Annotated in this window: 1 pseudogene; it reads right to left on the reverse strand. The window is 40.7% G+C overall.

Going from position 1 to position 253, the window contains the following annotated elements:
* Positions 1-253: pseudogene (locus tag Q0954_RS34810) on the reverse strand (IS110 family transposase); the annotation flags it as partial.

A 253-nucleotide genomic window follows, 5' to 3' on the forward strand; every position in this document is an offset into this window, starting at 1 on the left:
AAGGATTTCAAACAATCCCATCCAATAAACCCCTGTGGATTCCATGGCTACACTCTCTATTTTTAGCTCTTCCAACCAACTAGCAAGCGCCTGTAAATCTGCGGTGAAAGTACCAAACCTACGGATAGGTTGATCGGTTAAGTCTGGGGACACTTTCACATAATGCGCTTGATTACCCAAATCTATACCTGCAACATTGGGATTAATCATTTCTAGCTGATTAGATAGCTTTTTGTTGTGATCATTCCACTTT

The sequence above is a fragment of the uncultured Microscilla sp. genome (assembly GCF_947493425.1).
Lineage (GTDB): Bacteria > Bacteroidota > Bacteroidia > Cytophagales > Microscillaceae > Microscilla.